This window comes from Streptomyces sp. SCSIO ZS0520, assembly GCF_025643355.1.
GTDB lineage: Bacteria > Actinomycetota > Actinomycetes > Streptomycetales > Streptomycetaceae > Streptomyces > Streptomyces physcomitrii.
Genome location: NZ_CP092644.1, coordinates 3,583,703 through 3,605,697, shown reverse-complemented (window position 1 = coordinate 3,605,697; position 21,995 = coordinate 3,583,703). Strand labels below are relative to the sequence as shown.

Sequence of the window (21,995 nt, the reverse complement as noted above, 5' to 3'; positions counted from 1 at the left end):
GTGTCCGCGCGGCATCCGGACCCCGTGGCCGGTTCAGGCCCGTACGCGGACCTTCTCGTGGACGTCCCCGCGCTGGGCCAGGGCGGCCCGGGTGCGGTGCCAATAGCCCACCCAGGGCTGCGGGTTGGCGTCACAGGCGCTCACATAGGCGAGCGTGACCTCCAGGCTGGGCAGCTGGATGCCGCGGGCGGCGGCGGCCAGCGTGGTGCCCGAGTAGTTCGCCCGGCTCGCGAGGCTCTCGTACGAGGGGCTGCCCGCCTTGCGCCGTACCGTGCGCAGATCGTTCGCGAAACGCTGCAGAGGTCCCTGGGACGGATCGATGTGTGCTTCTGGTCTTCCCATCTGTGCTCCCACTCCCCGGAGTGCTGTCGCGCGAGAGGCGCGCTTTCCCCGGGCGGGCCGTCCCTGAATCCGGCCCGCCCACAGCGACGCAGGCTGCGGGGGCGCGGCAGTCGTCCTGCGTCACGGTCGTCGTCGTCCTCCACCATGCAGTGCACCCACCTGTCACACCACGGTCATCTTTTTGCAGCGCAGCGACAGGAGGGGTGGCATAGGGCAGTAAAGCGCGCAAATGACCTTTCAGGGGTACGGAAGAGAGGCGAGACACAGGCCACACTCGGGCCCCCGCGGGGCTGCTGAGCTGGGCGGGGACCCCGGCCGGGCGGGCGCGGACGGGGTCACGGGCGCTGGTCGAGGATGCCCGACCGGCCGATCAGATAGCCGAGTTGGGCCCGGCTCCGGCTGCCGAGGACGGCCGCGAGCCGCGCGATGTGCGCCCGGCAGGTGCGGACGTTCAGGCCGAGGCGCTCGGCGATCCGGTCGTCGGTCTCGCCCTCGACGAGCAGGGCGGCGATGGCGCGCTGCCGGGCGGTGATGCCGTCCGCCGAGGGCACCGACTCGCTCGCCGGGTACATCGGCGTCGCCAGCCGCCACAGCCGCTCGAAGGTCATCACGAAGTAGTCCAGCAGCGTCCGGTGGCGGACCTCCAGGGCGACGGTGCGGTCCTTGCTCGCCGGGATGAACGCCACCCGCCGGTCGAACATCACCAGCCGCTCGGTCACCTCGTCCAGGGTGCGCACCTCGGCGTCGCCCTCCAGGAGCGCGTAGTAGTCGTGCACGCTCGGGTCGTGGCGCGCGGTGTGCTGGTAGAGGGTGCGCATCCGGGCGCCCCGGGCGAGCAGCTCGCGGTCCCGGGCCAGGGCCTGGGCCAGCGTCGCCGGGGCCCGGGTGCCGCCCGGCTGGATGGAGAGCAGCTCGGTGCGGGCCTCGCCGACCGCCTCGTCGATGGCCGCGTTGATCCGCTCGAAGCCCTCGTGCACGGTGAGCGCGGGGGCGGGCACGGCGTACCCGGCCGTCCCGGTGCCCCCCGTGCCCCCGCCGGTCCTGGCGTCCCCGCCGGTCCCGGGCCGGGGCCCCTCGCTGCCGAGCGCCATCAGCGGGGCGAACTCCGCGGCCAGCCGCTCCGCCTGCCCTCGCCGGTCGGCGATGCCGTACGAGACGTCGAGCAGCAGCCGGGGCAGCGCGACCGCGGGCGGCGTGGGCCGCAGGGCGCCCGGGTCCTCGGGGTCGGCCGCGAGCAGCCGCGCCTCGGCCAGGCAGGGCACGCGCGCCGCCGCCTGCCGTGTCACCCGGCCCTCGCGCAGCGCCCGCCCGTACAGTTCCGCGCCCTCGGGGCACAGCTCGGCCGGGTCGTGGCCGTGCGCCGCCGTCCCGGCCAGGGGGGCTGCCGGGTCACCTCCGGTCATGGGGCCACTTCCCGGGTCACTGCCTTTCCTGACGTTCTGGGCGCATGGGGGTCGTCGGGGGCCTGGTCGTTCATGCGGGGCCGTCCAGGATGCCCGATCGGCCGATGAGGTAACCGAGTTGGGCCCGGTTGGAGCTGCCGAGGATGGTGGCGAGGTGGGCGATGTGGGTGCGGCAGGTGCGGACGTTCAGTCCGAGGCGCTCGGCGATCCGGTCGTCGGTCTCGCCCTCGACGAGCAGGGCGGCGATGGCGCGCTGGCGGTCCGTGACGCCGTCGGTGGCGGGCAGCGGGGCGATCACCGGATGCATGGGGGTGGCCAGGCGCCAGAGGCGTTCGAAGCTGAGGACGAGGTAGTCGATCAGCGCGGGGTGGCGGATCTCCAGGGCCACCGTGCGCGCGGAGTTGGCCGGGAGGAAGGCCACCGCCCGGTCGAAGACGAGGAGTTGCTCGCTGACCTCGTCCAGGGTGCGGACCTGCACGTCCCCGGTGAGCGAGGCGAAGTGGTCGAGCACCAGCGGCAGATGGCGGTGGCTGTGCTCGTAGAGGGTGCGGATGGTGCCGCCGCGGGTGAGGATGTCCTGCTCGTACGGGCGCGAGCGGGCGATCTCCGCGGGCACCTCGGAGCCGGGCTGCAGCGAGAGCGCCTCCTCGGCGCATTCGCGTACGGCGTGCGCGAGGGCGGATCTGACCCGGGGGACGCCCTCCAGGACGGTGATCGCGGCGGCGCCCTGGTCGGCCTGCTGGGAGCTGTGCAGCTGGAGCAGCGGCGCGAACTGCTCGGTGAGGCGGGACTCGCGCCGCCGCTGCGCCGCGATGCCGTCCTCGATGCCGCGCAGCAGCCGGGGCAGGGCGACGGAGGGCGGGGTGGGCAGCAGCCAGTCGGTGTCGCGGACGTCGGGCTGGAGCAGGGCACCGTCCACCAGGCAGGGCGCGGCCTCGGCCACCGCGGTGCGGATGCGGCCCTCCTGGAGCGCACGGGCGTACAACTCGGCGCCCGGCGCGCACAGTTCGTCGAGGTCGTGGGGATGGGCTGTCTCGTGCACGCGGCGCCTTTCGGGCGGGAAAGCGTTCTCTGCTGGTGCCGTGTGGACTCCTGTCGCGGGGGTGGCAGGAGGGAATTCTAGGGAGCGGTTCCGCTTCGTTCACTCTGGGTCGTCGAGCATGCCGGATTTCCCGATGAGATAGCCGAGTTGGGCCCGGTTGGAGCTGCCGAGGGCGGTGGCGAGATTGCCGATGTGGGTGCGGCAGGTGCGGACGTTCATACCGAGCCGCTCGGCGATCCTGGCGTCGGTCTGGCCCTCCACGAGCAGCCGGGCGATGGCGCGCTGCCGGGCGGTGAACCCCTCGGGGGCCGGCAGGTGCGCCTTGCGCGGGAACAGCGGCACGGCCGAGCGCCACAGCTCCTGGTACATCGACACCAGGTAGGAGACCAGCGTGGGGTGGCGCACCTCCACCGCCAGGTCCGGGTCCTCGGCGGACGGGACGAAGGCCACCTTGCGGTCGAAGATGGCCAGCCGCTCGGGTATGTGGTCCAGGCTGCGCGCCTGGAAGTCGTACGCGCCGAGCCGCTCGAAGTGGGCGGAGACGACGGGGGAGTGGCGCGAGGTGTGCTGGTAGAGGGTGCGCAGCCGGCCGCCGCGCTTCAGCACCCCGACGTCGATGCCGCGCCGCTCGTCCAGCGACTCCGCGTAGCGCTTGCCGCGCCGGATGGCCAGCACCTCCTCCCTGGTCTCCGCGGCGGCCCGCGCGGCGGCCTTCCTGAGGCTCTCCAGGCCCTTGAGCGCGGTGATCGAGGAGTCCCCGGCGGGCGCCCGGTGGTCGGCGTCCAGCGCCAGCAGGGGGGAGAACGCCTCCGCGAGGGCCGCCTCCTTCTGCCGCCGCAGGGTCACGTCCTCCTCGATGGTGTGCAGCAGGCGGGGCAGGGCGACCGCGGGCGGGGTGGGCAGCAGCAGCCCGGCGTCGGCCACATCGGGCTGGAGCAGACCCATGTCGAGCAGGCAGGGCGCGGACTCGGCCGCCGCGTGCGGCAGCCGGCCGGCGCGCAGTGCACGCGCGTAGAGCGCGGCGCCGGGCTCGCACAGTTCGTCGATGCCGTGGGGGTGGTGCGTCGTGGACAACGCCCTGCCTTTCGTGAGGGAGGAGGCGTCTGGACCGGTCACTCTGCCCGGTGTCGTTGCCCCGTGCAGGCTTTCCGTGAAGACGGTCCGCGAGGGCCCTTCGCGGACGTCACCGCTCCTGGTCGAGGATCTGGGACCGGCCGATGAGGAAGCCGAGTTGGGCCCGGTTCGCGCTGCCGAGGGTGGCGGCCAGCTTGGCGATGTGGGCGCGGCAGGTGCGGACGTTCATGCCCAGCCGCTCGGCGATCCGGGCGTCGGTCTCGCCCTCCACGAGCAGGGCGGCGATGGCGCGCTGGCGGGCCGTGACACCGTTCTCCTGGGGCTGCTGGGCGGCGGTCGGGAACAGGGGGGTGGCCAGATTCCACTGCCGCTCGAAGGTGGTGGTGAGGTAGGCGATCACCGAGGGGTGACGTATCTCCAGGGCCAGGGTGCGCTCGGCGTTGGCCGGAATGAAGGCCACCGAGCGGTCGATCACCACCAGGCGGTCGGTGACCTCGCTCAGGGTGCGCGCCTCGACGTCGCCCCGCAGGCGGCCGAAGTGGTCCAGTACGGCGTGCGCGTAGCGGGTGGTGTGCTGGTAGAGGGTGCGCATCCGGGCGCCCCGGTCCAGCATGGCCTGCTCCTGCGCGTAGGACTCGGCGAGCGCGGCGGCCGAACGGGCGCCGCCCGGCTGGATGGTCAGGATCTCCTGGGTGGCCTCCGCCATCACGTGCTGGATGGCCGCGTTGATCGGGCCGGTGCCGCTGAGCACGGTCAGCGCCGAGGACTGCGCGGCGGGCGAGCGGTCGGCGTCCAGGGCCATCAGCGGCTCGAAGATCTCCGCGAGTTCGCGCTCGCGCCTGCGGTGGCGGGCGACCTCGTCCTCGATGCCGCGCAGCAGCCGGGGCAGCAGCACGGCCGGGGGCGCGGGCTTCAGCCAGCGGCTGTCCTCGAAGTCGGGATGAAGCAGGCCGAACCGGGTCAGGCAGGGCGCGGCCTCGGCGTCCTCGACGGCGACGTGGCCCTCGCGGAGCGCCTGTGCGTAGACGCGAAGGCCCGCCTCGCACAGCTTCTCGACGGGGTGGGGCGGGTGCTCGTGGGTCATGCTGCGGATCCCCTGGTCGGCCACGTGGGGGCGGGGAGGGAGCGGAGTCGGGTGGCAACCGCTTGCCCTCGTCCACTCCCGGCCGTGCATAGTACAGAGACCCGGCTACTGCTCCTGTTCCAGGACTCCTGACTTTGCGATCAGAAAACCGAGTTGGGCCCGGCTCCCGCTGCCGAGCGCGGCGGCCAGTTTGGCGATGTGGGCGCGGCAGGTGCGGACGTTCATGCCGAGGCGGCGGGCGATGGCCTCGTCCACATAGCCCTCGATCAGGAGCTTGGCGATGGAGCGCTGGACCCCGGTGATGCCGTCGGGCGCGGAGGGGTAGGGCGGCTCCTCCGTCAGCGGGGTGGCCTGCTGCCAGAACTGGTCGAACACCGAGGCCAGGTAGTCCACCAGGCCGGGGTGCCGGAGCTCCAGGGCGACCCGCCGGTCGCGGCGCGCGGGGATGATCGCCATGGTGCGGTCGAAGATGATCATGCGGTCGACGAGCTCTTCGAGCGTGCGGATCTCGATCCGGTCGGTCCCGATCCGCTCCACGTACGCGTAGATCCCGGGGCCGTGCCGCACGGTGTGCTGGTAGAGGGTCCGCATGCGCACGCCCCGGCTCAGCGGCTCCTCGATGCGCTCCAGCGACTGGGAGAGCGAGTCGAAGTCCCGTACGCCGCCGGGCTGGACGGTGAGGATCTCCTCCTTGCACTCGGCCGTGGCGACGTCCAGCGTCGCGTTGATGGTCTGGAAGCCTTCCAGGATCGTGATCGCGTGCGTGGTCGCCGGCTCCTGCGCGGTGATCGCCATGAACGGCTCGAAAGCGTCAGCGAGTTCGATGGACAGGCGCCGCCGCTCCTGGATCTCGCGCTCCAGCGGGTGCAGCCGCTGCGCCAGCGCCGCCGAAGGGGCCAGCGGGCGCAGCCAGTTCCCGTCGTCCGGATCCGGGCGCAGTAGCGCCAGTTCCAGCAGGCAGGACGCCGATCCCACCTCCGACCGGCTGATCCGTCCCGCGCTCAGCGCCGCGGCATAAAGACGTGCCCCTTCGTCGCACAGGGCGGTCACCGAGTGCGGATGTGTCGCCTTTGCCTCTTTTGTTGCCAATTCTTCACCCCCCAGGGTCCTGAACCTACAGGAACATGATGCATTGGTTCTGTGGCCTCAACGTGCCGGTATGCGCCATCGTCATGAGGGTGCGGGGGAGAGGAACCGATCAAGTGAGGACGAAGCCGACTATGTCCCGAAAGATGCTTCGCTCAGTGCTTGCTGTGGGCTTTGCCCTGGTCGCGTTCGCCGCCGCCGCACCCGGGGACGTCTCCTGGAACAGCGCAGTGGTCGTCGCCGATGACGTTTCGTGGAACACCCCCGGGCCCCAGGGGAGGGCCGTACAGGAGAAGGGCACCGACGATGTCGCCGGTGACGTCTCCTGGAACACTCTCCCAAACAGCTCTACGTCCCCCACGATCGCATGACCACCCCCCCGGACGACAGTTCCTTCCGGCGCGAGATGGCCTCGGCCTACCGTCTCGGGTGGCACTTCGTCGACCTCGCCACGGCGGTCCCCCACCCCGGCGACACGCTCACGGTCACCGTCTTCGGTGAACCGGTCGTCGTGACCCGTGACGAGGAGGAAGAAGTACGCGCGTTCCGTCTGCTGCGCAGGCCGCGAGGGGCTCCCCAGCCCGTGCGGTGTGCGGTGCGGTACGGAATGATCTTCGTGAACTTCGACCGGCGCGACAACCGGCTCGCCGAGCCGGAACACCTGAACACAAGCCAAGCCATCCCGGCCACCCCCCGCAGTGCCTGACGCGATTCCCCCGTCGTCGTAGATCGCGCAGGCACTTCCCCCCGCAGCGGCGCCACCGTGACCTGAACACGGTGGCGCCGCTCGCGTTTGCGCGGACGGCTCGGGACGGGGCGATGTCGTACGGGCGCCGTGACGCCTCGTGCGGGCGGGCCGGGGCCGCGGAGCCCGCCGCCTCAGGCCCGCCCCATCGCCCGGGTCAGGTGGATCTCGATCACCACGCGCTCGGGGTTCTCCCGGGGCGTGCGCCCGTACCGCTCGGTGGAGCGCCGCTCGCCGTCCGCCACCGCCTGGGGGTCGGTACGGATCACCGCCCGGCCCTCCAGGGTCGCCCAGCGTCCGCCCTCGGCGTGCTGGCTCACCGAGACCGGCGCCCCGGCGGGCGTCCCGTCCGGCACCCCGGCGGCCCGCTGCCCGGCCAGGATGTTGCGGACCTTCGTACTCGTCCGGCCGGCGAGGACGCGGGCGAGTCCGGCCGCCGGGTCGTACGTCACGTTCACCGGCACCGAGTGGGGGGTGCCGTCCGGTCGCAGGGTGGTCAGGGTGCACTGGAGCGGCTCGCGCCAGAAGGCGAGGTAGCTCTCGTCCGGGTCACGGGGGTCGGTGGCCATGCGGCGAACCTACTGCGGGGACCCGGACGCGCAACCGTACGCCCTCCCTTCTCCGCGTCCTCAGAACCTCACTCCTCATTCTTGAGTGGAACCCGCTCAACTTTGTGTACCCTGGACCAGTCAGTAATGAATACTGGTCGCGGGCGGCCAGGAGCGGTGCGAGCCCCGAGGAGGAAACAGGACAGTGGACGCCGAGCTGACCAACAGGAGCCGGGACGCGATCAACGCGGCCAGCAGCCGTGCCGTGGCGGACGGGCACGCCGACCTGACCCCGGCGCATCTGCTCCTCGCGCTGCTCGCGGGGCGGGCCAACGAGAACATCACCGACCTGCTCACCGCCGTCGAGGCCGACCAGGCGGCCGTGCGCGAGGGCGCCGAGCGCCTGCTCGGGCAGCTGCCGAGCGTCACCGGTTCCACGGTGGCCCCGCCGGGGCCCGACCGGGAGCTGCTCGCCGTACTCGCCGAGGCGGACCGGCAGGCCGGGGAGCTCGGCGACGAGTACCTGTCGACGGAGCATCTGCTGATCGGTATCGCCGGCAAGGGCGGCCGCGCCGGGGACGTACTCACCGAGCAGGGTGCGAGTGAGAAGAAGCTGCTGGCCGCATTCCAGGAGAGCAGGGGAGGACGACGGGTGACGACGCCCGATCCGGAGGGCAGCTACAAGGCCCTGGAGAAGTTCGGCACCGATTTCACCGCCGCCGCCCGCGAGGGCAGGCTCGACCCGGTCATCGGACGGGACCAGGAGATCCGGCGCGTGGTGCAGGTGCTGTCCCGCCGCACCAAGAACAACCCGGTGCTCATCGGTGAGCCCGGCGTCGGCAAGACCGCCGTCGTGGAGGGACTCGCGCAGCGGATCGTGAAGGGGGACGTGCCCGAGTCGCTGAAGAACAAGCGGCTGGTCTCGCTGGACCTCGGCGCCATGGTGGCCGGGGCCAAGTACCGCGGCGAGTTCGAGGAGCGCCTGAAGACCGTCCTCGGCGAGATCAAGGACAGTGACGGGCAGATCATCACCTTCATCGACGAGCTGCACACCGTCGTCGGCGCGGGCGCGGGCGGCGACTCCTCGATGGACGCGGGCAACATGCTCAAGCCCATGCTGGCCCGCGGCGAGCTGCGCATGGTCGGCGCGACCACCCTGGACGAGTACCGCGAGCGGATCGAGAAGGACCCGGCCCTCGAACGCCGCTTCCAGCAGGTCCTGGTCGCCGAGCCCAGCGTGGCCGACTCCATCGCCATCCTGCGCGGGCTCAAGGGCCGCTACGAGGCCCACCACAAGGTGCAGATCGCGGACAGCGCCCTGGTCGCCGCGGCCTCGCTCTCCGACCGGTACATCACCTCCCGCTTCCTGCCCGACAAGGCCATCGACCTGGTCGACGAGGCGGCCTCCCGGCTGCGTATGGAGATCGACTCCTCGCCCGTCGAGATCGACGAACTCCAGCGCGCCGTCGACCGGTTGAAGATGGAGGAGCTGGCCCTCAGCAAGGAGACCGACAAGGCGAGCATCGAGCGCCTGGAGCGGCTGCGGCGCGATCTCGCCGACAAGGAGGAGGAGTTGCGCGGGCTCGGCGCCCGCTGGGAGAAGGAGAAGCAGTCCCTCAACCGGGTCGGTGAGCTGAAGGAGAAGCTCGACGGACTGCGCGGCCAGGCCGAACGCGCCCAGCGCGACGGCGACTTCGACACCGCCTCCAAGCTGCTCTACGGCGAGATCCCGGCCGTGGAGCGGGACTTGGAGGAGGCCTCGGCCGCCGAGGAGGAGGCCGCCGCGGACACCATGGTCAAGGAGGAGGTCGGCCCCGACGACATCGCGGACGTGGTCGGCTCCTGGACCGGCATCCCGGCCGGACGCCTCCTGGAGGGCGAGACCCAGAAACTCCTGCGCATGGAGGAGGAGTTGGGCAAGCGGCTGATCGGGCAGGGCGAGGCGGTGCGCGCGGTCTCCGACGCGGTACGCCGCACCCGCGCCGGAATCGCCGACCCGGACCGGCCCACCGGCTCCTTCCTCTTCCTCGGCCCGACCGGCGTCGGCAAGACCGAACTCGCCAAGGCCCTCGCCGACTTCCTCTTCGACGACGAACGCGCCATGGTCCGCATCGACATGAGCGAGTACGGCGAGAAGCACAGCGTGGCCCGCCTGGTCGGCGCCCCGCCCGGCTACGTCGGCTACGAGGAGGGCGGCCAGCTCACCGAGGCGGTACGCAGGCGCCCGTACTCGGTGGTGCTGCTCGACGAGGTGGAGAAGGCGCACCCCGAGGTCTTCGACGTCCTCCTCCAGGTCCTGGACGACGGCCGCCTGACGGACGGTCAGGGCCGCACCGTCGACTTCCGCAACACCATCCTGATCCTCACCTCCAACCTCGGCAGCCAGTACCTGGTCGACCCGACGCTCTCCGAGGCCGAGAAGCGGGGACAGGTCCTGGAGGTCGTCCGCTCCTCCTTCAAGCCGGAGTTCCTCAACCGCCTGGACGACCTGGTCGTCTTCGCCGCGCTCACCCAGGAGGAGCTGACCCGCATCGCCCGCCTCCAGGTCGACCGCCTCGCCCGCAGGCTCGCCGACCGCCGGCTCACCCTGGAGGTCACCGACGCCGCCCTCGCCTGGCTCGCCCGGGAGGGCAACGACCCGGCCTACGGCGCCCGCCCGCTGCGCCGCCTCGTCCAGACCGCCATCGGCGACCGCCTCGCCAAGGAGATCCTCTCCGGCGAGGTCAAGGACGGCGACACGGTACGGGTGGACGACGCGGGCCCCGGCGGCCTGATCGTCGGTGCGAGCACGGGACCCGCGGGCAAGAGCCTCTGAACTGCCGGTCCGAACGGCCTGCCCCCGCACGAGGATCCGTGCGGGGGCAGGCCTGTCCTCTCCTGGGCCCGCCACCTCACCTCGCCCTGACAGCATGCGCATCAAGGCCAGGGCCACGGAGCCGGGCCCGTACGCGGATCGCTGCGAGGCCGCAGGTGAGGACTCGGGGAAGCTGTATCGGGTCACGCACCCCCGGTCGGCGTACGGGGTGGGGAACGAGGTGCTGGAGCAGGGCATGGCGCACCTTCGTGAGGACCTTCCCCAACGCGGCCGGGGTGAAGGCCGGTGAGGACGGCAGCCGGAACGCCCCCGAACACGCTGAGAGCTGAATACCGCCGCTCGGCGCGGCGCGCGGCTCGGCGGGGGTTGCCAGTACCCGGCCGGGATGGGGGAGGATGGCGGGATCCGTATGAAGGGAAAATCACGGTGACCATCGACCCCTCCTCGATTCCGAACTTCGGGGGACAGCCAGAGCCGCAGTCCGGAGGTCCGGCGGGGCCCGTCGTCCCGGACCAGGACCTCGTCAAGCAGCTCCTCGAACAGATGGAGCTGAAGTACGTCACCGACGAGGAGGGCGACCTCGCCGCCCCGTGGGAGGACTTCCGTACGTACTTCATGTTCCGCGGTGAGGCGGAGCAGCAGGTCTTCTCGGTGCGGACGTTCTACGACCGGCCGCACCAGATCGAGGACAAGCAGCAGCTCCTGGAGGCGGCCGACGACTGGAACCGCCGCACCCTGTGGCCCAAGGTCTACAGCCACACCCACGACGACGGCACCGTCCGCCTCATCGGCGAGGCGCAGATGCTGATCGGCACCGGTGTCGCCCTGGAGCACTTCGTCTCCTCCACGGTCAGCTGGGTGCGCGCGGCGATCGAGTTCGACCGCTGGCTCGTCGAGCAGCTCGGCCTGGAGAAGTCCGTGAACGGCGAGGACGGTGAGGGGGGCGAGGACGGCCCGGCCGCCGGAAGCGGCGAGCAGGACACCCCCTGATCCGGTAGTCGTTCGATCGGGTGGTCGCGGGGGCCCGCAGACCCACCGGACAGCCGCCGCGCGGGGCCCTCGCCGGGTCCCGCCCGTCCGGCAGCGCAGCACCAGGAAGCCCGGCCCGGGCACCGGTACCCACCGGTCCGGGGCCGGGCTCCGGTGCGTCTGCGACCAGGGCCGGGGCGGCCCGCGCCGGAGATCCCGCTCGCCCGCCCGCCCAGCCGCCCCGCCCCCCGTGTCCACCCGTTCGAGGGCGTCCCGTGGCGCAGGATGGGGCGGGCCGGAGGGGACGGTCCGGGACCAATCCACCGGGGCGCGGGCTCCGAATGACTCGTGTATCCGTCCTCTGCCGCCGCTCGGCAGAGCCGTCGTCCTGGAGGGCACCGCGTGAGAGAACCAGCACGTCTTGGAGTCCCCTCGGCCCCGGGGCCCAGCCTCGAGGAGCAGATGGGTCTGGTCGCCCGCGGGGACCAGGAGGCCTTCGGGGCCGTGTACGACGCGGTCTGCGGCCCGGTACTGGGCCTGGTCCGCAGTGTGCTGCGCGATCCGGCGCAGTCCGAGGAGGTCGCCCAGGAGGTCCTCGTGGAGGTGTGGCGGACCGCCGCCGCCTACCGCGAGAACCGGGGCAGCGCCATGAACTGGGTCCTGACGATGGCACACCGCCGTGCCGTGGACCGGGTGCGTTCGGCGCAGGCCGCCACCGACCGGGAGCAGCGTGCCGCGCTCCTGGACCGTACGCCCGCCTTCGACGAGGTGGCCGAGCAGGTCGAGGCGCGGTTGGAGCGCGAGCAGGTGCGGCGCTGTATGCGGTCGCTGACCGAACTCCAGCGCCAGTCCGTGTCGTTGGCGTACTACCGCGGACTGACCTACCGCGAGGTCGCCGAACTGCTCACCGTGCCGCTCGGCACCGTCAAGACCCGTCTGCGGGACGGACTCATCCGCCTGCGCGACTGCCTGGGGGTGACGGCATGACCGTCGCGGATCTGCACACGCTGACCGGCGCGTACGCCCTGCACGCCCTGCCCGAGGACGAGCGGGAGGCCTTCGAGCACCACCTCTCGGACTGCGAGGCCTGCGCGCAGGAGGTCAAGGAGCTGGCGGCCACGGCCGGACGCCTGGGACTGGCCGTGACCGTCACCCCGCCGCCCGCCATGAAGGAGGCGGTGCTGCGCACCGTCGCGCAGGTGCGCCAGGAGGTCCCGGGCCACGGGCACCCGGTGCACCACGCGTCCGCCCCGGGGCGCGCCCGCAGGCTCTCCCGCCTCGTGCTCGCCGCCTGCCTCGCGGCGGCGGCCGGGCTCGGCGGGGTGGCGGTCTGGCAGTACGACCGCGCCGACCAGGCCCGCGAGGAGGCCCGGCAGGCGCAGGACCGGGCGGACGCGGTGGCCGAGGTGCTCGGGGCGCCGGACGCGAGAACCACCTCGGCGCGGATCGGGGACGGCGCGAGCGGCACCGTCGTGGTCTCCCGCAGCCGGGACAAGGCGGTCTTCGTGGGCGCGGGACTGGCCCGTCCGGCCAAGGGCAAGGTGTACCAGCTCTGGTTCGACGACCACGGTGCGATGCGCCCGGCCGGGCTGATCGACTCGGACCGCACCGCGGACACCGTGCTGATGGCCGGCAGGATCGGCGACGCCTCGGGCATGGGCATCACGGTCGAGCCCGCGGGCGGCTCGAAGCAGCCGACCTCGGACCCGGTGGCGCTGATGGAGCTGCCCGCCTGAGCCCCGCCTCCGCCGCGTACCGCGATCACCGGAGGGCCGAGGGGATCAGGTACGGCTGCGGGCCCGGCCCGGACACCCGTCCCGGACCGGGCTCGCAGTCGTTCACCGCCGGGTCGGGCCGGGTCGGGCCGGGTCCGGGCGGGGCGGGCCGGTCGTGGTTCACCTTCGGGTCGGGTCTCTCGCCGTTCACGGCCGGGCCCGGCCCGTCGCCGTTCACCGCTGCGTACGGCGTTCCGCGTACGGACGCACCGGGTACGGAGGCCGCGTACGGACGCATCGGGTACGGAGGCCGCGTACGGACGCATCGCCCCCACGCCCGCCCCGCTCACCCCCGGCAAGCCGCACCCGCGCGAGGCCGAGGCGGCGCCGCCCTCGCACGCCCGGCCGCGCCGTGCCCCGCCCCGCCCCTCACCCCCGCCGCGGCGGCCGGGGGAAGAAGCCGCTGGTGCGGGCGGCGTACTCGGGGTAGCCGGGGCGTTCGGCCATGTGCTGTTCCAGGAGGCGCTTGCCGCTGCCGACGGTGAGCAGCAGGCTCATCACCACGGGGGAGACCAGGACCGCCGCGGCCACCGGCACCTGCTCCGAGGCGCACAGGAACAGGCCCCACCAGACGCAGAAGTCGCCGAAGTAGTTGGGGTGCCGGGTCCAGCTCCACAGGCCGCGGTCCATGAGGCGGCCGCGGTGGGCCGGGTCGGCCTTGAAGCGGGCGAGCTGGTGGTCGCCGACCGCCTCGAAGAAGAGGCCGAGCGCCCATACCGCGGTGCCCGCCCAGGCCACCGGGCCGGGCCGGCCGGGCAGCAGCATCGCCGCCTGCACCGGCAGCGAGATCAGCCAGACCAGGGCGCCCTGGAGCAGGTACACCTTCCGCAGGGCGTACAGGGCGGGGCTGCCGGGCGCCTTGGCGAGCAGCTTCGCGTAGCGGGGGTCCTCGCCGTGGCCCCGGCCGCGCCGGGCGATGTGCACCGCCAGGCGCAGCCCCCAGACGCAGGTCAGCGCGGCGACCAGGGCCTGGCGCACCCCGTCGCCCTCGCCCCGGCCCGCGGCGTGTGCCCAGGCGGCGAGCGCGACCGCGGCGAAGGCGGCACCCCAGGCGACGTCGACCACCCGGTGCACCCCGAGGCGCAGCGCCACCGCGAAGGTCGCGAGCATCACCAGGAGCGCGGCGCCCGCGGCCACCGCGAGCCCCTGCCCGAAGACGGACCAGGGGAAGGAGTCCCCGCCGCCCGCGGTGACGGTGAGCGCGGTTCCCGCCGGGCCCGTCATACGGCGCCCTCCGCCGCGGAGCCGTCCCGTGTGCCCACCGTGTACCAGCGGACCGGGTCGGCGGGCAGCCCGCTGCCGCCGTCCGCCGCGCGGCGCACGCAGACGATCTGGTCCACGCCCATCCGGCCCTCCGCGAAGGCGAGGGCGCCGCCCACCAGGTAGAGCCGCCAGACCCGGGCGGTCTCCTCGCCGACCAGGGCGGTGAACTCGGCCCAGCGCTCCTCCAGGGTGCGGTGCCAGACCCCGACCGTGCGGACGTAGTGCTCGCGCAGCGACTGCACCGAGACCACCTCCAGGTCCGCGCCCTCCAGGAGGCCGACGGTCTCGCCGAGGGGGCGCATGTGCATGTCCGGCGCGATGTACGTCTCGATGAAGGCGCCGCCGCCGGGGGCGACGGAGCCCCGCGACATCTGCTGCACGAAGACCCGCCCGCCGGGCCGTACGAGCCCGTGCAGGGCGGCGGTGAAGTGCGGGTACTCGGCGTCGCCGACGTGTTCGCCCATCTCCACGGTGGCCACCGCGTCGTAGCCGCCGCCGGTGATGTCGCGCCAGTGGCGGCACTCGACGTCGACCAGTTCGCCGAGGCCGCGGGCGGCGACCTCGGCCGCGACATGGGCGGCCTGCTCGGCGGCGAGGGTGACCGCGGTGACCTTCACGCCGTGCTCGGCCGCCGCGTACAGGGTGAGCGAGCCCCAGCCGCAGCCGATGTCGAGCAGTCGGCTGCCGGGCCTCAAGTCCAGCTTGCGGCAGATGAGTTCGAGCTTGGCGCGCTGGGCGAGGCGGCCGGCATCGGCGGTGTCGCCGTCCGGGTCCGCGGTGCCCTCGGCCCAGTAGCCGCAGGAGTAGGCCATGGTCTCGTCGAGGAGCAGCCGGTAGAAGTCGTTGGAGAGGTCGTAGTGGTGGCTGATCGCGGCGCGGTCGCGGGAGGTGCTGTGCAGGGCGCCGCTGAGCCGGGCCCGGGAGGCCGGGACGGGCGGCCGGGGGCCGAGCGCGCCGAGGCGGGCGGCCGAGGCGAGGGCGCCCGCGCGTTCGCCGAGCCCGAGCTTCGGCGGGTGCAGGGCGCCCTCCCGGGCCGCCCGCCACATCAGGCGCAGGCCCTGAGCGAGGTCGCCCTCGACATCGATCTCGCCGGTCACATAGGCCTCGGCCAGGCCGAGTTCGCCGGGCTGCCACAGCAGGCGGCGCAGGGCGCGCCGGGAGCGCAGCACGACGAGCGGGCCGCCCCCGGGGCCGTACTCGCTGCCGTCCCAGGCGCGCAGCCGGACCGGCAGGGGGCCGCCGAGCGCCTTCTCCACGAGGGCGCCGAGGCGGGGCGCCGCGCCCCTGGGGGGCCGCTGCCGCGGGGTCTGGGTACGAACGCTGGTGGTCACCGGGGGTCACTCCTTGGTGCGGGGTACGGGTCGAACGGGTGGGGGGCGGCGGTCACCGCACGCCCTCCTGCGGGGGGTGCGCCGGGCGGTCGCGGATCGGCAGGCCGCGCAGGAAGAGCCGGATGCCGTGCACCCGGATGGCGAGGGCGACCGCGACGGTGGACAGCGGATGCCGAACGGCCAAGCGGGCCAGGTGGCTTGGGGAGGCCGGGCGGCGTTCGCCGGTCACCCGGGCCACGAACGGCCGCTCTCCCGAACGGTCCAGACGGATCGTCAGGTCGAGGGCGGCGCCCGGCTCGGGCAGCCGCATCCGGTAGGAGCCGTCCACCGGGAAGAACGGCGAGACGTAGAACTCCTTGCGGACCTCGGCTACTTGGTCCTCGCCGGGGTGCAGCAGATAGCAGTGCCGCTCGCCGTAGGTGTTGTGCACCTCGGCGACCACGCAGCGCAGGGCGCCGTCCGGGCCGTGGCACCAGTACAGGGTGAGCGGGTTGAAGACGAAGCCGAGGACGCGGGCGTGCGCCAGCATCAGGACCCGGCCGCCGTCCAGATCCACCCCGCGCGAGGCGAGGAAGGAGTCCAGCTTGGCCCGCAGGGTGCCCGCCGAGGGGCCGAAGTGGTCCCGCCCCTCGAAGCGGGCCAGCATCCCGAAGGGGCCCCGCGGGCGCGGCGGGCGGTCCGGGTCGATCAGCCACAGGTACGTGCGGTGCCGCAGCCGGTGGCGTACCGGCGCGGTGCGGACATGGGTGATCGTGCACGGGTAGAGCGCGGGCAGCCCGCCGCCCGCGGCGCTCACCACCGCACCCCGAGCCGCCGGGCCGCCGCGACCCCCGACCGGCAGCCGTCCTCGTGGAAGCCCCAGCCGTCGTAGGCACCCGCGAAGGCGAGCAACGGACCGCCGAGCGAGGGCAGTTCGTCGCGGGCGGCCACCGACTCCGGGGTGTGCACGGGATGTTCGTACGACATCCGGGCCAACACGCTGCCCTGGTCGACGAGTTCGTCGCCGCCGAGGGTGACCACATAGGTCTCCTCGGCATCCAGCTGCTGCAGGCGGGTCATGTCGTAGCTGACCCGCACCCGGTCGCTGCCCGCGGTGCAGTCGGGCAGCAGGTAGTTCCAGGAGGCCCGGGCGCCCGGGGCGCGCGGCAGCTGGGAGGTGTCGGTGTGCAGCAGCGTGCTGTTGGCGGTGTAGGGCAGCGCGCCGAGGACCTGCTGCTCCCGCTCGGTGGGCTCGGCGAGCAGGCGCAGCGCCTGGTCGGGGTGGGTGGCGATCACCGCCGAGTCGTACGCCGCCCGCTCGCCGCCCGCGGTGTCCACCTCGACGCCGTCCGCGTGCCGGCGCACCGCCCGTACCGGTACCGAGGTGCGCACCGAGCCGAGCTGCTTGGCGATCCGGTCCACGTACTCCCGCGAACCGCCCGTGATGGTGCGCCAGGTGGGGGAGTCGCCCACCGAGAGCATGCCGTGGTGCTCCAGGAAGGTGAAGAGGAAGCGGGCCGGGTAGCGGCGGGCCGTGGCCGTGTCGCAGGACCAGACGCAGGAGACCAGCGGGGTCGCGAAGTGCGCCGTGAAGTAGGCGGAGAAACCGCCCTGTTCGAGGAACTCGCCCAGAGTGGGACCGGTGTCCGCCCCGGCGGCGGGCCGCCCGGCGAGCAGCCGCCGGGCGGCCCGGTGGAAGCGCGGGACCTCGGCCAGCATCCGCAGGAAGCGCGGATTGCCCAGGCTCCTCGGCTGGGCGAAGAGCCCCCGCGGGCCGCGCGCGCCCGCGTATTCGAGGCCGCAGCCCTCGCACCGCACCGACATGCTCATCTCCGACTCCTGGGTGGCGACGCCCAGTTCGCCGAGCAGCCGCAGGAAGTGCGGATAGGTGCGCCGGTTGTGCACGATGAAACCGGAGTCGACCCGGTGCGTGCGCCCGTCCCGCGCGGTCACCTCATGGGTGTGCGCGTGGCCGCCGAGCCGGTCGTCCGCCTCGTACAGCGTCACGTCGTGGGACCGGGACAGTACGTACGCGGCGCTCAGCCCGGCTATCCCGCTGCCGATCACCGCCGTACGCGGCCTGCCCGTGCCGCCCGGCCGCGGCCCCGGCTCCCGCCGCGCCCGCGTCTGGTCTGACGACGCCGTCATCGTGCTCCTTCCTCCGTGCCGTGCCGCGCGCCGCGTTCGGACCCCTTGACGGAGCCGGCGGCAGCACGCCTGCCTCAGCAGTCCTTCGGAGCCGCGGGGGCCGCGGATTGGTGGGTTCCGCGAAAGTCATTCGCAGGGATGAACCCGCGGCCCGGGACCAATCCACGGGCCGCGCTGCGCCGAATGGCCCACGTGAGCGAAGACCAGGCACACCCCGAGAACGGCGCCGAGCCCGTCGGCGCACTGCCGCGCCGCGAGCGGGCACTGCGCGCCGTCCTCGGGGCGGTCGGCGGGCTGCTCGCGGCCTTCGCCGCCCTGTGCGTGGCCGAGTTGGTCTCGGCGCTGCTGCGCCCGGAGGCCTCCCCGGTCACCGCCGTCGGCGGCGCGGTCATCGACCGCACCCCGACCGGGGTCAAGGACTGGGCGATCCGCAACTTCGGCACCAACGACAAACTCGTCCTCCAACTCGGCATCCTCGTCCTGCTGGCCCTCTTCGCCGTGGTGATCGGCGCCCTGTCGGTGCCGTATCCGCTCGTCGGAGCCCTCGGCGTACTGGCCTTCGGGGTCCTCGGCTCCGTCGCCGCGGCGAACCGGCCCGCCGCCCGCACCACCGACTTCGTCCCCTCCCTCGTGGGCGCGCTGGCCGGGGCGGTGCTCCTGTACGTCCTCGGCTCGCTGCTCTCCGCGCGGCGACTGTGGCCGCCCGTGGTGCCGTTCCGCCGGACGCCCGCCGCGGCGGGCACGGCCCCGGCCGCCGACGAGGCCCCGGCCCCCTTCGACCGGCGCCGGTTCGTGGTGCTCGCCACCGCCGCCGCGGCCGTCTCGGCGGGCGCCGGAGTGGGCGGCCGGGCGGTGAACGCCTCCGGCAACCGGGAGGCCGCCGCCGCCCGTGAGTCCATCCGGCTGCCCCGGCCCGCCTCCCCGGCCCGGCCGCTGCCGAAGGGCGCCGACCTCGGGCTGCGGGGCATGTTCCCCTTCGTCACCCCCAACCGCGACTTCTACCGCGTGGACACCGCCCTGGTGGTGCCGAAGGTGGACGCGGACAGCTGGCGGCTGCGGCTGCACGGCAAGGGCGTGCGGCGGGAGTTGCAGATCGGCTACCAGGACCTGCTGCGCCGCGAGCTCATCGAGCGGGACATCACGCTGACCTGCGTCTCCAACGAGGTGGGCGGCAAGTACGTGGGCACCGCCCGCTGGATCGGCGTACGCCTCGCGGACCTGCTGCGGGAGGCCGGGGTGAAGCCGCCCTCCGAGGGCGGGCCCGCGAACCAGCTGGTCGCCAGGTCGGTCGACGGGATGACCCTGGGCAGCCCCGTGGACGCCGTGATGGACGGCCGGGACGCGATGCTCGCCGTCGGCATGAACGGCGAACCGCTCCCCTTCGACCACGGCTTCCCGGTCCGCATGCTGGTGCCCGGCCTCTACGGCTACGTCTCGGCCTGCAAGTGGCTCAAGGAACTCGAACTCACCACCTTCGACGACTTCGACCCGTACTGGGTGCGCAAGTCCTGGGCCCGCGAGGCGCCGATCAAGACCCAGGCGCGGATCGACACCCCCCGGCCGTTCTCCTCCCCGCGCAAGGGCACCGTCGCGGTCGCCGGGGTGGCCTGGGCGCAGCACCGCGGCATCGCCAAGGTCGAGGTGCGGGTGGACGGCGGCGACTGGCAGCGCGCCGAACTGGCCACCGAGGCCAACAAGGACACCTGGCGCCAGTGGAGTTGGGAGTGGCCGGCCACCTCCGGCAACCACACCCTCGAAGCCCGCGCGACCGACGGCGACGGCGCCACCCAGACCTCCCGCCGCCAGGGCACCGTGCCCGACGGCGCGACCGGCTGGCACTCGGTGGTGGTCACCGTGCCATGAGCCCCCGCACGAGAAGACCGAGCCGAACCCGTACGTCCCGTGTATCCCGTACGTACCTGTACGGCCGTTTCCTGAACCTTTTCCGTTTCACGATCGAACCCCGTTTGAAGGAGAGCACCATGCGCAAGCCCCGTCTCAGCAAGGTCGCCGTCGCCGTCACCGCGGCCGCCCTGCTGCCCCTGTCCCTGGCCGCCTGTTCGGACGACAGCGACGACAAGGACACCAAGTCGGACTCCTCCTCGTCCGCCAAGCCCTCCTCGCCGGACGAGGGTTCGGACACCTCCGCGATGTCCGAGCCCTTCGGCCCGGCCTGCGGCACCGTGCCGAAGTCGGGCAAGGGCTCCTTCGACGGCATGTCGAAGGACCCGGTGGCCACCGCCGCCTCGAACAACCCGGCGCTGTCCACCCTGGTGACCGCCGTGAAGAAGGCCGGACTGGTCGACACCCTCAACAACACCGACAACCTGACGGTGTTCGCGCCGACCAACGACGCCTTCGCGAAGATCCCGAAGGCCGACCTGGACAAGGTGCTCGCCGACAAGGAGCAGCTGACCAAGATCCTCACCTACCACGTCATCCCGGAGCGCCTGAAGCCCACCCAGATGGACAACGGCAACTTCACCACCCTGGAGAAGTCGAAGGTGAAGACCTCGGGCTCCGGTGAGTCCTACGAGGTCAACGACGCCTCGAAGGTGGTCTGCGGCAACGTCCAGACCTCCAACGCCAACGTCTACATCATCGACACCGTCCTGATGCCCAAGAGCTGACCGCCCCCAGGCCCCCGTCCCGACCACTGCCCGGGACGGGACGCAGGACGGGCCCCCGCCACCGTGTGACCGGTGGCGGGGGCCCTTGCCGCAACCGCCTTACGGGCGGCGGGTGTTCAGCCCCGGGCCGCGTACTCCTTGAGCGCGGGCTCCTTGTCGACCCAGCGCACATCGAGGAAGGCGGCGAGGATGTCCTTCACGATGAGGATGCCCGCGGCCATCTTCGCCTCGTCCACCCCCTCGAACCAGTACCGCGAACAGCCGCCCCGGTCGGCCCTGTTGAGATCGGCGGGCCCCTCGTGGTCCAGGGCGTCCGCGACCAGCGCGTGCACGCCCGCGTCGAAGAGCTGCCCCATGTGGCCGACCAGGCGACCCGGACAGAGCTGCTGCACCTGGAGGTTGGCGGCGCCGGGGAAGCGGGTGGCGCCGGGCGCCGGGAAGATGACCTCGTCGGTGTCGGAGCCGATCGAGGTGAACGAGGGCCCGGCGGCGAGCGGTTCACGGATCAGCGCCTTCACGAAGTCCGAGGACGCCTTGAACTGCCAGGCGGAGTCGGGGCACCGCCCGGCGACGCAGGCGAGGTCGCCGAAGAGGCCGCCGCTGTGCGGGGCGCCGAGGCCGATGATGTCGTCGACCTTGCCCGCGAGGTCCGGCCAGAACCGCAGCGCCCAGGCGTTGAGCAGCCCGCCCTGGCTGTGCCCGATCACCGAGACCTTGCGCCCGCTGACCTCGTGCATCCGGCGCAGCGCGTAGACCACGTACTCCGCGGTGACCTGCATGTCGGTGGTGCCGGAGTCCGGCAGGTCCTCGATCACGCAGACCGCGTGCCCCTGCTCCCGCAGCACCTTCTGGTAGCCCCAGCTCCAGGCCTGGTCGGCGCTCTCGACGGTGCCCGGGGTCAGCAGCACCGGCGTCCTCGCCGAGTCCGCCAGATCCGCGGAGCACGCGAGGTTCGCGGCCAGCGTCGCGACGGGGGTCTCCAGCGGCGGGCCGCCCGGATCCGCGGAGCTCGTAGGGGCCGTGGAGTTCGCGGATTTCGCCGACTTCACGGAGTCCGCGGAGCCGGGTACGGGGCGGGGTACGGGGGTCCGGTCCGCCGCGGCCTGGGCGGCGGCCGGAGTCAGGGTGCCGAGGCCCAGAACTGCCGCCAGGAGCAAGGGAATCGCGCGCGTCTTCATGTCAGCCGTGCCTCTCTCGGTGTGCGGCCGGTACCGCACCGTGCGGGGGTGCCCGCGTCGGTCGGTGCTGTGCCGGTCTGTGCGTCGGTCCGGTGCCGGTGCCGGTGCCGGTGCCGGTGTCGGTGGGGCGGGGCGGTGGGGTGCCCGGGGTGCCACGGGTCCACTCAAGCGAACCCCGCGCCGCGCCGGAGTCCCTTTCGTCCGACGGACAGCCGCTTCGCCGCACACCTCCGCATCCGGATCCGCCGGGTCCGCCTGGGGGCTGCCTGGGAGCTGCCCGGGGGCCGCGCGGGGTCTGCCTGAGCGCCGCCGGAGGTTTGTCCGAGGTTTGTCCGAGGGCCGTCTGAGGTCTGCCCGGGGTCCCGACTCGACTGCTGGGGCGGCCTGCCGCCCGCCGCGGGGCTGCCGCCCCGCCGCGAGGCTGCCGCCCACCGCGAGGCTGCCACCGCTGCGAGGCCGTCGCCCGTCGCGGGGTCTCCCGCCCAACTCCGGTGCCCTACGCGCCTATCAGGCCCTCTCGCCCCGGGCAACCCCCGGTGCTCACCCAGGCCCGGCCCCGGCTGTGGTGCACGGTCCCATACCG

Annotated in this window: 19 protein-coding genes; 7 read left to right on the top strand and 12 right to left on the bottom strand. The window is 73.2% G+C overall.

The genetic code is table 11. The annotated features are described in order from the left end of the window. Nucleotides 1–33: 33 nt before the first annotated feature. From MID12_RS13790 to MID12_RS13765, 6 genes are all read right to left on the bottom strand, one after another. Nucleotides 34–342: a helix-turn-helix domain-containing protein gene (locus MID12_RS13790; RefSeq protein WP_052482321.1), complete on the bottom strand. Its 309-nt coding sequence runs from the start codon at nt 340–342 to the stop codon at nt 34–36. Nucleotides 343–677: 335 nt separating this feature from the next. Continuing rightward, on the bottom strand, nt 678–1,745 hold the full coding sequence (locus MID12_RS13785; protein ID WP_078844958.1) for a helix-turn-helix transcriptional regulator: 1,068 nt from the start codon (nt 1,743–1,745) through the stop codon (nt 678–680). Nucleotides 1,746–1,815: 70 nt separating this feature from the next. Next, on the bottom strand, nt 1,816–2,787 hold the full coding sequence (locus MID12_RS13780) for a helix-turn-helix transcriptional regulator (RefSeq protein WP_040250449.1): 972 nt from the start codon (nt 2,785–2,787) through the stop codon (nt 1,816–1,818). 99 nt (nt 2,788–2,886) lie between these two features. Beyond that, nucleotides 2,887–3,861 carry a helix-turn-helix transcriptional regulator gene (locus MID12_RS13775; protein WP_040250447.1) on the bottom strand — a complete coding sequence of 325 codons (975 nt, stop codon included), beginning with the start codon at nt 3,859–3,861 and terminating at the stop codon, nt 2,887–2,889. 109 nt (nt 3,862–3,970) lie between these two features. Then, nucleotides 3,971–4,945 (bottom strand): helix-turn-helix transcriptional regulator, encoded by a 975-nt coding sequence (locus tag MID12_RS13770; RefSeq protein ID WP_040257092.1) that lies wholly within the window; start codon nt 4,943–4,945, stop codon nt 3,971–3,973. A gap of 105 nt (nt 4,946–5,050) precedes the next feature. After that, a complete protein-coding gene (locus MID12_RS13765; RefSeq protein WP_040250444.1) occupies nt 5,051–6,034 on the bottom strand; it encodes a hypothetical protein in 984 nt (327 codons plus the stop codon). A gap of 364 nt (nt 6,035–6,398) precedes the next feature. On the opposite strand from MID12_RS13765, the gene MID12_RS13760 reads away from it, so the two are divergent. After that, entirely contained in the window at nt 6,399–6,737 is a 339-nt protein-coding gene (locus tag MID12_RS13760) for a hypothetical protein (RefSeq protein ID WP_263167373.1), read from the top strand. A 173-nt stretch (nt 6,738–6,910) separates the two neighbouring features. Here the strand turns inward: MID12_RS13760 and MID12_RS13755 are convergent, their stop codons facing one another. Continuing rightward, nucleotides 6,911–7,345: a pyridoxamine 5'-phosphate oxidase family protein gene (locus MID12_RS13755; protein WP_263167371.1), complete on the bottom strand. Its 435-nt coding sequence runs from the start codon at nt 7,343–7,345 to the stop codon at nt 6,911–6,913. A 184-nt stretch (nt 7,346–7,529) separates the two neighbouring features. Here MID12_RS13755 and clpB point away from each other — a divergent pair, with 184 nt between their 5' ends. The 4 genes from clpB to MID12_RS13735 all read left to right on the top strand — a co-directional run bounded on the left by clpB (nt 7,530) and on the right by MID12_RS13735 (nt 12,844). Continuing rightward, nucleotides 7,530–10,139 carry an ATP-dependent chaperone ClpB gene (clpB, locus tag MID12_RS13750; RefSeq protein ID WP_263167370.1) on the top strand — a complete coding sequence of 870 codons (2,610 nt, stop codon included), beginning with the start codon at nt 7,530–7,532 and terminating at the stop codon, nt 10,137–10,139. A gap of 426 nt (nt 10,140–10,565) precedes the next feature. Beyond that, a complete protein-coding gene (locus MID12_RS13745; RefSeq protein WP_263167368.1) occupies nt 10,566–11,129 on the top strand; it encodes a YbjN domain-containing protein in 564 nt (187 codons plus the stop codon). A gap of 381 nt (nt 11,130–11,510) precedes the next feature. Next, a complete protein-coding gene (locus MID12_RS13740; protein WP_040250420.1) occupies nt 11,511–12,095 on the top strand; it encodes a sigma-70 family RNA polymerase sigma factor in 585 nt (194 codons plus the stop codon). Further along, nucleotides 12,092–12,844, top strand: coding sequence for an anti-sigma factor domain-containing protein (locus MID12_RS13735; RefSeq protein WP_040250417.1), 753 nt, complete (start codon nt 12,092–12,094; stop codon nt 12,842–12,844). Before MID12_RS13740 ends, MID12_RS13735 begins: the two co-directional genes overlap by 4 nt. Before the next feature lie 408 nt (nt 12,845–13,252). On the opposite strand, the gene MID12_RS13730 is transcribed toward MID12_RS13735, so the two are convergent. From MID12_RS13730 to MID12_RS13715, 4 genes are read right to left on the bottom strand one after another with little or no spacing between them, the layout of a single operon-like run. Continuing rightward, nucleotides 13,253–14,107 carry a DUF1295 domain-containing protein gene (locus MID12_RS13730; protein WP_263167364.1) on the bottom strand — a complete coding sequence of 285 codons (855 nt, stop codon included), beginning with the start codon at nt 14,105–14,107 and terminating at the stop codon, nt 13,253–13,255. After that, nucleotides 14,104–15,477 carry an SAM-dependent methyltransferase gene (locus tag MID12_RS13725; RefSeq protein WP_052482319.1) on the bottom strand — a complete coding sequence of 458 codons (1,374 nt, stop codon included), beginning with the start codon at nt 15,475–15,477 and terminating at the stop codon, nt 14,104–14,106. The genes MID12_RS13730 and MID12_RS13725 overlap by 4 nt, the downstream gene beginning before the upstream one ends. 52 nt (nt 15,478–15,529) lie before the next feature. Next, nucleotides 15,530–16,276, bottom strand: coding sequence for a DUF1365 domain-containing protein (locus tag MID12_RS13720; protein ID WP_411576955.1), 747 nt, complete (start codon nt 16,274–16,276; stop codon nt 15,530–15,532). Continuing rightward, nucleotides 16,270–17,604, bottom strand: a complete 1,335-nt coding sequence (locus MID12_RS13715) for an NAD(P)/FAD-dependent oxidoreductase (RefSeq protein WP_263167359.1) — start codon at nt 17,602–17,604, stop codon at nt 16,270–16,272. The genes MID12_RS13720 and MID12_RS13715 overlap by 7 nt, the downstream gene beginning before the upstream one ends. Nucleotides 17,605–17,787: 183 nt before the next feature. Between MID12_RS13715 and MID12_RS13710 the strand changes: the two genes are divergently transcribed. Beyond that, nucleotides 17,788–19,467, top strand: coding sequence for a molybdopterin-dependent oxidoreductase (locus tag MID12_RS13710; RefSeq protein ID WP_411576954.1), 1,680 nt, complete (start codon nt 17,788–17,790; stop codon nt 19,465–19,467). 119 nt (nt 19,468–19,586) lie between these two features. Beyond that, nucleotides 19,587–20,234, top strand: a complete 648-nt coding sequence (locus tag MID12_RS13705; RefSeq protein ID WP_040250413.1) for a fasciclin domain-containing protein — start codon at nt 19,587–19,589, stop codon at nt 20,232–20,234. 116 nt (nt 20,235–20,350) lie between these two features. On the opposite strand, the gene MID12_RS13700 is transcribed toward MID12_RS13705, so the two are convergent. Beyond that, nucleotides 20,351–21,412, bottom strand: coding sequence for an esterase/lipase family protein (locus MID12_RS13700; RefSeq protein WP_145945134.1), 1,062 nt, complete (start codon nt 21,410–21,412; stop codon nt 20,351–20,353). Between the last annotated feature and the right edge of the window lie 583 nt (nt 21,413–21,995).